The 12,686-nt window shown below is 63.3% G+C and carries 8 protein-coding genes and 1 pseudogene; 4 read left to right on the top strand and 5 right to left on the bottom strand.

The window, feature by feature from the left end; genetic code table 11:
- Positions 1-33: 33 nt before the first annotated feature.
- From AC1RZR_RS11950 to AC1RZR_RS11935, 4 genes and pseudogenes are all read left to right on the top strand, one after another.
- A complete protein-coding gene (locus AC1RZR_RS11950; protein WP_481828559.1) occupies positions 34-4,755 on the top strand; it encodes a beta strand repeat-containing protein in 4,722 nt (1,573 codons plus the stop codon).
- Positions 4,756-4,861: 106 nt separating this feature from the next.
- The gene (locus AC1RZR_RS11945) at positions 4,862-6,577 is read left to right on the top strand and encodes a type I secretion system permease/ATPase (protein ID WP_477279943.1); all 1,716 of its coding nucleotides are present in this window, start codon (positions 4,862-4,864) and stop codon (positions 6,575-6,577) included.
- A 3-nt stretch (positions 6,578-6,580) separates the two neighbouring features.
- Positions 6,581-8,107, top strand: a complete 1,527-nt coding sequence (locus tag AC1RZR_RS11940) for an HlyD family type I secretion periplasmic adaptor subunit (RefSeq protein WP_477279941.1) — start codon at positions 6,581-6,583, stop codon at positions 8,105-8,107.
- 40 nt (positions 8,108-8,147) lie between these two features.
- Positions 8,148-8,408: pseudogene (locus AC1RZR_RS11935) on the top strand (beta-barrel domain-containing protein); the annotation flags it as partial.
- 27 nt (positions 8,409-8,435) lie between these two features.
- On the opposite strand, the gene AC1RZR_RS11930 reads toward AC1RZR_RS11935, so the two are convergent.
- The 5 genes from AC1RZR_RS11930 to AC1RZR_RS11910 form a co-directional block, all read right to left on the bottom strand.
- Positions 8,436-9,236, bottom strand: a complete 801-nt coding sequence (locus AC1RZR_RS11930) for a GGDEF domain-containing protein (RefSeq protein WP_481828558.1) — start codon at positions 9,234-9,236, stop codon at positions 8,436-8,438.
- Positions 9,237-9,434: 198 nt separating this feature from the next.
- Positions 9,435-10,136 carry a thermonuclease family protein gene (locus tag AC1RZR_RS11925; RefSeq protein WP_481828557.1) on the bottom strand — a complete coding sequence of 234 codons (702 nt, stop codon included), beginning with the start codon at positions 10,134-10,136 and terminating at the stop codon, positions 9,435-9,437.
- A gap of 65 nt (positions 10,137-10,201) precedes the next feature.
- Positions 10,202-11,401 (bottom strand): type 1 periplasmic-binding domain-containing protein, encoded by a 1,200-nt coding sequence (locus tag AC1RZR_RS11920; RefSeq protein WP_477279935.1) that lies wholly within the window; start codon positions 11,399-11,401, stop codon positions 10,202-10,204.
- 92 nt (positions 11,402-11,493) lie between these two features.
- Entirely contained in the window at positions 11,494-12,144 is a 651-nt protein-coding gene (locus tag AC1RZR_RS11915; protein ID WP_477279933.1) for a lytic transglycosylase domain-containing protein, read from the bottom strand.
- 141 nt (positions 12,145-12,285) lie between these two features.
- Positions 12,286-12,657, bottom strand: coding sequence for a hypothetical protein (locus AC1RZR_RS11910; RefSeq protein WP_111542723.1), 372 nt, complete (start codon positions 12,655-12,657; stop codon positions 12,286-12,288).
- Positions 12,658-12,686 lie beyond the last annotated feature (29 nt).

The following is a 12,686-nucleotide window of genomic DNA, read 5'->3' as shown; positions in this document are numbered from 1 at the left end:
CAGCGGCGCATCACGCGATAGGGGAGCACAGCAATGACCATCAGCTTTAGTCTCAACGGCCAAGCCGTCAACGACCAGACGACCGGGCTGCAAACCGGCGACAACATCGACGATGTCTTTACGGACACCGATGTTTTGTACTCCAGCTTGCCGGCCACGTTCCGGACCTATCTCGAGTCGACTCTCGGGCTGAATTCCGCGTTCCCGACCAGCATCGGCGTCGCGACCAAGACGAACTCGGTCACTGTCAACGCCACCGCCGGCTCCCAGCTCGTTGGCACTACGTTCACCGACGGCAGCGGCGGCACCCTCGACGGCGATGATAGCGGGCTCAACACCCTCGGCGGCAAGGATATCCTGCTCTTCGCCGGCGCAAGCGACACCGTGATCGGGCGCTATGACAGCGATGGCAACGGCACTGCCGACGCGATCGCTTTCGTCGTCTTCAAGCAGGACACGATCAACGCTGGCGCGACCAGCGACCAGGTGACCTTCAACATCGTCACCTATGTTCCGATCTTCCATGGCGGCAGCACCAACCCGGATGACGCGGTCGATCTCGGCAACACCCTCAAGCTCGCGGCGAGCGAGACGCTCAACTTCGGCTTTGCCGGAGCACCCTCCGGCAGCAACCTGTTCATGATGTTCGGCAGTCCGGCCTCCACCCAGATCGTGGTGATCGGGAAGGACCCCTTGAATCAGTCCGAGGGCGGGAACTTCAATACAAAGGACGTGCTCAATATCAGTCAGGCCGGCGGCACCACCTCGTTCGGCGTCAACGGCAACGCGATCAACCCCACTGAGGGCGCGTTCATCACCTACGTCTCGGGGGCGAATACGAACTTCCTCGTGCCGAATCTGGACCAGAACGAGGCCGATGTCGAAGCCAACATCGACTTCCAGAACGTCGTCGATGCGACCGCGGCGTCCTTTACCGTCAATCAGACCAATCCCGGCAAAGGACCCGTCACCGTCAAGATCACGGCCTTCAGCACCGCCGCGGAACCGGGGGTGAACTTCGTCGACGGACTTACCAACGATACCCAGGTCAACATCACGTCGGGCTCGGTCGTCAACTTCGTCGTCAGTGGCGAATCAACTCCGGTCGCCACCGTCAACGCCGACGGCACCTTGACGATCACCGGGCTTACCAGCGGCGACAAGGTGCAGTGGACGACGAGTGGAACCCACGACCGCGTCCTAATCGAAAACATCAGCAACGCGGACGGCATTGCCGGCAACGACAACAACACTCTCGACATCGGCGGCTTCGGCATAGTGACATCCAGCGCCGCATCGGCGGTCGTCGGCCAGCAGATCGTGATCGAAGACGACGGACCGACAGCAGGCATTGTGCAAGGTGCTCCGACGGTGGCGCATGACGAGACCGCGGGCATTCAGGCAGATGCCGATGACACCACGGCACCAGCGGTTGTCGCGTTGTTCGCGGGCGTCAGCAATGTCAGCACCGACCTCAGCCCGGCCGGCTTCGCGCAGGATGCAAGCGCGGTGGTGAGCTCGACGGGAAGCGCTACGGGTACAGATGGCGGCACGACGGCATTCTCGCTGGCAGTGTCCGCCGCAGGCGTGGATTCCGGCCTCGACACGACCGCCGGCACCAGCATCTTCCTGTTCAAGGAAGGCGACCTGGTGGTCGGCCGCATCGGCGGGGCCGCTGGGGCGGCGGCGTTCGCCGTCGCGATCAACAGCACGAGCGGCGTCGTCAGCGTGGCGCAGTACGCTTCGTTGAAGCACCCGGGCACCGCCAACCCAGATGATTCGGTGTCGATCACCGACGGCGCCTTGCTGGCGGTGGTGACGGTCACCGACGGCGACGGCGACACCGCGACCAACTCGACCGGTATCGGCGATGCCGTGCAGTTCCAGGACGACGGCCCGACGGCGGGCATCGTCCAGGGCGCTCCGACGGTGGCGCATGACGAGACCACGGGCATCCAGGCAGATGCCGATGACACCACTGCGGCAGGGGTTGTCGCCCTGTTCGCGGGCGTCGGCAATGTCAGCTCCGATCTGAGCCCGACCGGCTACGCACAGGACCCAGGCGCGGTGGTGAGTTCCACCGGAAGCTCGTTCGGCGCCGACCAGGAAGGCGGCACGACGGCATTCTCGCTGGCGGTGTCCGCCGCAGGCGTGGATTCCGGCCTCGACACGACCGCCGGCACCAGCATCTTCCTGTTCAAGGAAGGCGACCTGGTGGTCGGCCGCATCGGCGGGGCCGCTGGGGCGGCAGCATTCGCCGTCGCGATCAACAGCACGAGCGGCGTCGTCAGCGTGGCGCAGTACGCTTCGTTGAAGCACCCGGGCACCGCCAACCCAGATGATTCGGTGTCGATCACCGACGGCGCGTTGCTGGCGGTGGTGACGGTCACCGACGGCGACGGCGACACCGCGACCAACTCGACCGGTATCGGCGATGCCGTGCAGTTCCAGGACGACGGCCCGACGGCGGGCATCGTCCAGGGCGCTCCGACGGTGGCGCATGACGAGACCACGGGCATCCAGGCAGATGCCGATGACACCACTGCGGCAGGGGTTGTCGCCCTGTTCGCGGGCGTCGGCAATGTCAGCTCCGATCTGAGCCCGACCGGCTACGCACAGGACCCAGGCGCGGTGGTGAGTTCCACCGGAAGCTCGTTCGGCGCCGACCAGGAAGGCGGCACGACGGCATTCTCGCTGGCGGTGTCCGCCGCAGGCGTGGATTCCGGCCTCGACACGACCGCCGGCACCAGCATCTTCCTGTTCAAGGAAGGCGACCTGGTGGTCGGCCGCATCGGCGGGGCCGCTGGGGCGGCAGCATTCGCCGTCGCGATCAACAGCACGAGCGGCGTCGTCAGCGTGGCGCAGTACGCTTCGTTGAAGCACCCAGGCGCCGCCAATCCAGATGATTCGGTGTCGATCACCGACAGCGCGTTGCTGGCGGTGGTGACGGTCACCGACGGCGACGGCGACACCGCGACCAACTCGACCGGTATCGGCGATGCCGTGCAGTTCCAGGACGACGGCCCGACGGCGGGCATCGTCCAGGGCGCTCCCACGGTGGCGCATGACGAGACCACGGGCATCCAGGGCGATGCCGATGACACCACTGCGGCAGGGGTTGTCGCCCTGTTCGCGGGCGTCAGCAATGTCAGCTCCGATCTGAGCCCGACCGGCTACGCGCAGGATGCAAGCGCGGTGGTGAGTTCGACGGGGAGCTCGTTCGGCGCCGACCAGGAAGGCGGCACGACGGCGTTCTCGCTGGCGGTGTCCGCCGCAGGCGTGGATTCCGGCCTCGACACGACCGCCGGCACCAGCATCTTCCTGTTCAAGGAAGGCGACCTGGTGGTCGGCCGCATCGGCGGGGCCGCTGGGGCGGCAGCATTCGCCGTCGCGATCAACAGCACGAGCGGCGTCGTCAGCGTGGCGCAGTACGCTTCGATCCTTCATCCGACCCCGGGCGCCAGCCACGACGAGTCGGTGAACATCACCGACGGCGCGTTGCTGGCGGTGGTGACGGTCACCGACGGCGACGGCGACACCGCAACCAGTTCGACAGGTATCGGCGATGCCGTGCAGTTCCAGGACGAAGGACCGGCCATCGGGCTTATCAGCGATGGGCTGGTGGACTTCGCTTCTGGCAGCACCGTGACCAAGACGCTCAGCGGGGTGGTCGGGGCGGATGACCCGGCAACCTATAGCATCACGAGTTCGCCGGCGACCCTGACGATACTGGACGGCACGTCCTCGCAGGTGACGCTGCTCAGGGACCTTACCAACAGCAATACTGTCGCTACCTACTTCAAGGATGTTGATGGCAGCGGCACACATAACACCGGAGACATCGATTTCTTCAAGCTGACCTTATCGGGCGGTAACTACACCTTCGATGTCCTCCAGAACCCTCCACCCGCGGATTTGAATTTCAGCTTCGCCGGGGCACCCTCCGGCAGCAACCTGTTCATGACGTTCGGCGACCCAAACTCCGCCCAGATCGTGGTGATCGGGGAAGACCCGCTCAATCAGTCCAACGGCGGAAACATCACGACCAAGGATGTGCTCAATATCAGCCAGGCCGGCAGCACCACCTCGTTCGGCGTCAACGGCAACCAGATCAACCCCAATGAGGGCGCGTTCATCACCTACGTCACCGGCGCGAACACGAACTTCCTGGTGCCCAATCTGGACCAGAACGAGGCCGACGTCGAAGCCAACATCGCCTTCACGAACGTGTTCAATGCAAACACGGCATCCTTCAGCGTCAACCAGACCAATCCCGGCGTCGGACCCGTCACCGTCAAGATTTCGGCCTTTACAACCACTAACCAGTCGGGGACGAGTTTCGTCGATGGGCTCACCGACGACACGCACGTCGCCATCACCTCGTTCTCGATCACCGACTTCGTCGTCAAGACAGGCAATACGCAATTTGCCCCACTCGCCTCGATCGACGGCGATGGCAATTTGATCATCACCGGCCTGAGCACCGGCGACAAGGTGCAGTGGACGACGAGCGGAACCCATGACCGCGTGCTGATCGAAAACATCAGCAACGCGGATGGCATTTCCGGCAACGACAACAACACCTTCGACATCGGCGGCTTCAGCCTCGTCCAGACGCAGCCGGCGCCCGACGAGAAGCTCGACTTCACCGTGCAGATCGCCGACGCCGACGGCGATACGGCGATCGACAGCTTCTCCATCGGCATCGACGGGACCGGCATCTTCGACGACAACCACGTCGACGGGATAGCCTGACGCGATACCGGCCGGGCGCCAACCTTGGCGCCCGGCCGTGCCCAATCCAAAGCATCGCAACGGGGGGCAAACCGTGACGCAGCCAAGACCGCAGTTTCAGGAGGTGATGCATCTGGCCCGGCGCCAGCTGCCCGCCCTCCTCCTCTTCAGCCTTCTTGCCAACCTCCTCCTGCTCGCCAGCACCGTCTACATGCTGCAGATCTACGACAGGGTGCTGTCGAGCGGGTCGATCGATACGCTGATGTGGCTCACCCTCGCGGTGATCGGCGCGATCGCCGTCTACGGCCTGCTGGAGCAAGCGCGCCGCATGATCCTCGGGCATATCAGCCAATGGCTCGACGACCAGCTGAGTGTCCCGGTGATCGAACGAGCCATCGAGGCTCGTCTGGCCGGCAGCAACCTCGAGGCCGGCCTGAAGGACGTGGCGGACCTGCGCAGTTTCGTTGCCGCTGACGGCATGCTGACCTTTCTCGATGCGCCGTGGACGCCCGTCTTCCTGGCGTTCATGTGGCTTCTGCACCCGGCATTGGGCCTGGTCGGAATAGCTGGGGCGGTGCTTTTGTTCTGCGGCGCGCTGGCCAACGACTTTCTCACTCGCCGCAAGAGCCAGGAAGCGTCACTGGGGCTGCGCCGCAACCAGGCTGCGGCTGGTCAATATGTCGATGGCGCCGAGACGCTCCGCTCGCTCGGCATGTCCGAGCCGGCGCTGCAGCGCTGGGAAGAAAAGCAGCAGTCGTTGATGACCATCCAGTCGCAGCTTCTCGCGCGCACAACCAGCATCGGCAGCCTGTCGCGCTCGCTGCGCCTGGCCCTTCAAGTGGCCGTGCTGGGGCTTGGCGCCTATTTTGTCCTGCGTGGCGAACTGACGGCAGGATCGATGATCGCGGGATCGATCCTGCTGAGCCGCGCGCTCGCGCCGATAGAACGCTCGATCGGAGCCTGGCGCAGCCTGGTTACTGCTCGCACTGCGCGCCGTAACCTCATGCGCCTCTTCGCCGACACCGGACCTAGGCAGAGCGGTGGCGTGACCTTGCCGCGCCCACAAGGGCGGCTGAAGCTCGAGGACGTGTGCTACTACGCGCCGGGTACACAGCAGGCGCTGATGAACAAAGTATCCTTGAACATCGTGGCCGGTGAGACCTGTGGCGTGATCGGACCGTCGGGCTCCGGCAAGACTACTCTCTGCCGCCTCATGGTGGGAACCCTGCCCCCGTCGCTCGGCCATGTCAGGCTGGACGGTGCGGAGGTCGCCAGCTGGCCGTCGGACCAGTTGGGGATCCACATCGGCTATTTGCCGCAGCAGGTCGACCTGTTTCCCGGGACGATCGCCGAGAACATTGCGCGCCTGCGCGATGTCGACAGTGTCGCTGTCATCGCCGCGGCGCAGCTTGCCGGCATTCACGAGATGATATTGCGGATGCCAAACGGCTATCAAACCGAGGTAGGGCCGCACGGGGCGCGAATATCGCGCGGCCAACGTCAGCGCATCGCCCTCGCCCGGGCCCTGTTCGGCAATCCCGCACTCATCGTACTCGACGAACCGAACACCGGCCTCGACAGCGAAGGTGAGATGGCGCTGTTCAATGCGCTTCGCCGCCTGAAGGGACGAGGCCAGACCGTTATTCTCGTCAGCCACCAGATCAGCCTTTTGCGCACGGCGGACCATGTTGCTTTGATGCTCGATGGCACTGTCAAGGCGTTCGGCACGCGCGACGAGGTGTTGGGCGCGCTAGGCGGTCAGCACAAACCGACTGCCGTGCCGATGCCAGGGCAAGACAAGACTGTCGTTAGTGTGCCGGCAAAATTGAAGGCCGCGGAGTGAACCATGAACGACCGATTTGGCGACCTGTCGAAGATGCTCGATCTGCTGATTGCCAGCCTACGCGACGTGCTGGACAGGCTGGTCGTCGCTGCTGGAGATCTGGCAGCCACGGCATCGAACTGGTTCGAAGGGTTGGATATGCCGGCGCGCATCGGATTGGCGGCACTGGCAACCGCACTGCTTCTGCCCATCCTTGCAGGGCTCGTCCGGCGGCAGTCGCGCGCATTTCGCGACAGCGGCCGCGACCTGAAGCTCCGCACGCGACCGGCACGGATGCTCGGCTATTTCTCGGCGATAATCTTTGTCGGCGGCGTCGCGGCCTGGTCGAGTGTGGCGCTTCTGGCAAGCGCCGTCGTCGCCAATGGCGTCGTCAGCCCGGAAGGCTACCGCAAGACGGTCCAGCATCTGGAGGGCGGCATCATCGGGGCTATCCATGTGCGGGAAGGCGACAAGGTCAGCGCCGGCCAGATACTGATCAGCTTGCAGACGACCGATGCGCAAGGGCGCTACGACGAGCTGCATGAACGTTACATTCGCCTGCTGGCCGTCGAAGCGCGCCTTAGTGCGGAGCTGGCCGGGGATGATCAGATCACCTTTCCCAAGGAGCTGACGTCGGTTGGCAGCGAGGCCACGCGGAAAATCGCCGCCGAGGAGGAAGCGTTGTTGCGCAGCCGCCTTGCGACCCGTGAAGGGCGCGAGCAGATCCTCCACAAGCGTATCCAGCAAATAGAGGAGCAGAGCAGCGGATCCAGGGAAGTTATCGCAGCCGAGGAGGAGCAGCTGGGGCTGATCGACCGCGAGATCGCTTCGGCACAGGAAATGTACAAAAAGGGATTGGAGCGCCTGCCGCGGATCCTGGCGCTGCAGCGTGCCCAGGCCGACATCCGAGCGAACCAGGCGTCGAACCGGTCGCAGGTCGCGCGCAACGAACAGCAGATCGGCGAGACCGAGCTGCAGATCCTCAACCTGCACCAGCAGGACAGCGAGAAAGCCAATGAGGACCTTGCCAAGGCGCGCGGCGATCTGGCCGAACTGCGCAGCCTGTTGCCGTCACGCCAGGATGTGCTGACCAGGACCGACATCGTCGCGCCGATTTCCGGAACGGTGATGAACCTGCGTGTCAGGACCGAATCGGGCGTGATTTCCAGCGGCCAGCCGCTTCTCGATATCGTTCCGAACGAGCCCAACCTGGTCATCGATTCGCGTATCAAGCCAGACGATATCGACATGGTGCATCCGGACATGCCGGCTCGCGTGGTGCTGTCGGCCTTTCCGACGCGGCACCTGCCGCAGATCCATGGCTTGCTGACATCGGTGTCGGCAGACCGGCTGACGGACGAGAGGACCGGAGAGCCCTATTTCCTCGCCAAGGTCAAAGTCGATACAGCCGATCTCGGAAAACTCCATGATGTCAGATTGTCACCTGGCATGCCTGCGGAAGTCATGATCCTGACTGGCGAGCACACGCTGCTGGACTATATGCTGGCGCCAGTCCGCGACTCGCTCAATCGCGGGTTCAGGGAGCATTAGAGTCTTCCACTGTCCCGTGTCCCGACGCCATCCGATCCACCCGGCCTTCGCCCGCTACAACCTGCCGCCACTCGACGGCGTGGTGGAGATCGTGTCGGCTGACCTTATGGTGGAGGAGCGCAGCGGGGCACCGTATTTCACCGCGACGGTGTTGATCGACAAGAGCGAACTCGTCAAGCTGGAGGGCCGCAAGCTGCTGCCCGGCATGTCGAGCGAGGCGATGATCCGGACAGGTGCCCGCACCGTGCTTTCCTACCTCGCCGAGCCGATCACGCAGAACTTCCGCCGGGCGCTACGGAAAAATAGCCGTAGGCCGCCCGGAGGGGTGTCAGCTGTGGAGATGCTTCAATTCAAACCCGGAGTCATCCTGGGCGCCAGAGATGCGCTGTTCGGCGGACTGGAACAAGTCCGCAAACTCCACCTCGTTTTCAAACACCACGCCACCGACTTTGATAGCCAGGGCATCCTCGGTCCCTTTTGGTGCGAAATAGACTTGCGCGACACGCGCCCGGATACGCTCGCCGATTTCCTTCGCTTCCGCTTCGGTTGCGCCCGAGAGGAAAATCCCGAACATCGAAGTCCCTATGCGCCCAACCAGGTCCTCCGCGCGCACCGATGATTGTATGGTTGAGGCTATGAGCCGCAAGGCCTCGTCGCCCCATTCAAGACCAAAGCGCAGGTTGATGGAGCGCAGATGCTCCGAATGAATGACCAGGAAGGCGCCCGAGCGTGGCCCCGGCGCCGATGGCCTTGTTGTTCTTCGGTCGACCATCGACGTGAAGACCGGCCCATTCAGACAGCCTGTCAGCCTGTCAAAAGTTCCAGACCTGTTGAGTTCTTGCCGGCAGGCGCGGATCTGGACCTGCTGCCAGCCGATCAGCGCGAAAACCGGCAGGGCAATGATCACCGGCAGCAGCACGGCGGTCATCATGCTGCGTCCGAACGGCGTGAACACGTCGCTGAACAAAAGCAGGTAGTTGAGGCCGAGGGAAAGACCAAGGCTCCCGGCTGTCCCCAGAAAGGTCAGCCATGCGACGCTTCTCCATGCCCGCGCAGAGGCGGTCGCTACTGTTTGTGCCATTGGCCAATCTCCTGTCAGATCAGCCAGCATAGAGCCGGCGTACAGCATTTTCAGTTTCCGAGAACCATACAATTTGATCGATGAGACCCAATGACTGTTCGCGAACCGGCTTGTTCAGGAAATCTGCGCCGCAATGGTTAATGAATGGAAAGCCCACGACCGTTGAACAATCAACGGTCGTTCACCCCCTATCAATCATTCAACCATGGGTTCCGCAACCGGGACTTTCCGGTTCTTGAGCCCAGCCTATCGCGGCGGGCCGAAAATGCCCATCTCCGCGCCCCTGGCCGTCGCCTCCGCCTTGCCATAGATGCCGCCCGGCAGGGCCGTCGCCCAGCCGTTGGACACAAGCCAGGCGCCGACATCCTGCTTGCCCAGCCTGCACGGTGCGGCAATGGCAAAACGCTCCGGGTCCGGCGGCACGAAACATGTCAGCGCACGCCCCCGCAGCCAGGAATTGAAAGCGGCACGTGCGCGCTGGCCGCAAGGCCAGGTGACCTCTTGAAACAAGCAGGATCCGTCGAGGTCGATGCCTTGCACCCCGCTGATGATCACCTCCCGGCCCATGGATTCGAAGATCGCGGACGATGTGGCAACCGGGCGGTAAAGCAGGACCTCCCGCCAATCTTCCGGCATCGGTGCCCTCGGGGGCTCGGCCAGACCAAGATCGGTGAGCGGCGGACGGGGCTCCACCCGTTCCAGCTCCACAGGATCAAGCTGTGGCGGAGCGATGAGGTTCTGAGCAATCTTGCGTGCCGATTCTCGTCGATGTGCTTCGACGAAGGGCACAGCCCGTCGGGCTGGCTGCGTGCCGCTGTTTTGCGAAGGGGCAAGGACAGGCCGATCGACCGAAAGCAAAGCCTCGGCCTGAATGATCAGCAGAACCCCGGCCAGAAGCAGGAGGCTTCCGAGCGCGATCGCCAGGCGGCTGCTGCCCTGCCTACTCATCAGCCAGTCTACCCAGCAGCCAGCCTGTCCAGCAGATTGAGCGGGTTCCCAAGCCCCTCCCCCGATCAGAAACCCGACGTCGATTTCGCAACCAGTTTGAGAGCACCCTTTTGAATCTGGTAAAACGGCATCGACCGTTCACTGGATCCGTCAGCCCGAAACCGGAACAGACCTGTCGATCCACGAAAGCCGCTTGGATTTTCGAGCACCTTTTTGCTGAAGCCATCGGGCCCGACCGCACTGGCAATCCCTGCTGTCAGGGCAACCATATCATAAGCATAGGCCACATTGACGTCGGCCGGGTAGTTGTATGTCGTCCTGAAGCGGTCGGCGATCGGTCCGGTTTCGCGCGAATCGAGCGTGGCGATATATGCCCCCTCAAACAGCGGATCCATGGGGTGCTCCAGCCAACGGTTGGTTCCGACGACAGAAATTGCCTTTCCCGGAATGCCCTTTGATTTGAGGGCGGCAAGGATAGGCGATGGACTGCCATCGCCGCTGGCAACGATCACGGCGTCGGGCGTGTCGACGAGCGAGCCCATTTCGTCGACTGCCTTCGCACCACCGTCGCCGGCCGAATAAGGGACAGTGACCGCCAGAGTCGCGCCATAGATGCTGAGGCCGTTCGCGACCCGCTTCTCCACGGCGCTGGCGTTCGAGCCTTCCGCGACGAGCAGGACGAACTTCTTTTTGCCTTTGGCGGCGAGTCCCGCGGCGCCCGCCGCGGCACTGTCCGCTTCGCTGAGCAGCACGGCATAAACCCCGGCGCCGCCTGCGAAATTGTCGGCGAGCGCCAGAACCGGCGGACGCGTCGATCCCGACAGCGTGGCAATATGCTGGGCTGCCGGCAGTTCGGTCGGGCCGATGACGACTTTCGACCCCGTCGTTATCGCACTTACCGCCAATTTGCTGGCCTGTGCGCTGTCGCCCTTCGTGTCCTCCACCGTCAGCGTGAGCAATCCATTGCCGATATCCGTCATCGCCAGTTTGGCGGCGTCGAACATCTTCCTGCCGTTTTCCCCCGCCGTTCCGGGAGCGGACAACGGCAGCAACATCGTGATTTTTGTCGAACCGGTGCCCAGCGACTGGGTCGCCTGGGCCGGACCGGCACCAACGCCGCCTTTCTGACCGGCAGGCGCGGCAATCGCCGCCGGATCGAGCACTTCGGAAACGCCGCCCTTCGACTGGCAGCCTGACAATGTAACGGCGAGCGCAAGGGCGATTGCCCACGTCCGCGGACAGTGGACCTGTCGGCCAGCTTCCATGATTGCTCCAACCCAATGTGCCGCCGGGTATTCTTCCCGGTCTGGTCTTCAACCCATGTTACGGCGGACTTGCCGTGCCGTCTGTAGTTTCTTTAGCCATCGAACAGCCTGGCTCTGAGCGCCTTGATCTGTCTTGCTTGCCCCGCCGTCCGATAGTCGGCGCATTTCATGTATCGTGGCCCGGGCACGAACACGCGGCGCACGCAAACGCCTTTTCCCTGGGCTGGAGACCCATCCCCTACGCCTGTCGAAAAAGCAGCAAAGCCGAATGTCGCCACCGGCAACGGCCCGGTCACGTCAATCCCCTGCCTTGCCAGGATTGCCCGCGCGCGCTGGCAGTAGCGGACCGAAAGTGCCGAGAACCGGCTTTCATTGTGCCCGGCGCGATACTTCATGACGGTAGTGCACAGATCGCCCGCAGCCAGCTTGTTGGCCTGGGCAAGATATTTGACCCCAAGCGCGATGTTGGTCGCCGGTGCGCTCAGATCGTCGAGGGAGCCTCGAAAGCCAAGCATTCGCGCCGTCGCCGGCATCACCTGCATCAGGCCGACTTCGCCGTCGGCGCCCTGCACGTCAGGATCGAAACCGCTTTCGATCTCCATCACGGCATGTGCCAGCACCGGCTCGAGGCCATAGATAGATGCCTGACAGCTCGCAAACGCCTTCAAGGTCTGCCGGGTCCACTCAGTAGCCGCGTCGCAGTGCGTCGGCCGCGTCAAGTCGGATGCCTGCCGTCGTTCCACGGCAGGTCGTTCCAGCCAGTTGGCACAGGCCAACATGACAGTCTGGCCAAAGCCAACCAACGCGATCGCTCCGGCGATCGCCCTCAGAAAAGATCCGTCGGCTATCATGATGGCCAACAGGCGTGGGATACGCTTATCCCCTCAGTGCATGTACTCGACCATGCGATCGTGAAAACACTCGCATTTGTTGAGGGTATCTTCGTCGCGATAGTTCGTCTTCAGGTAGCCATAGGCCATGCCGCAGGCGACCTTGGCTTCCGATGCCCAGACGAAAACCGGCCGGGACGAGTTGATCCACTCCGAGCTGTTGGCGGCGGCAACCGATTCGTCCATCAGCTTGACCACCTGCTCCTTGAGGTCGACGATGTTGTCGGTCAGCACCAGGTTGGACGTCCCCACGACGCGACAATAGTCGGCCGAAGGGCCTTCGATGATGTCGGCGGCGTAGCCCGTCGACCCGACTGCCAGCAACAGCGTCGCAGCGGAAACCAGCAGTCTTGCAGAACGTTTCATAGTGAGCTCCCCTCGATATTAGCGATGTA

The sequence above is a fragment of the Mesorhizobium bavaricum genome, assembly GCF_056781655.1.
This window is presented reverse-complemented; position numbering and strand designations above follow the sequence as displayed.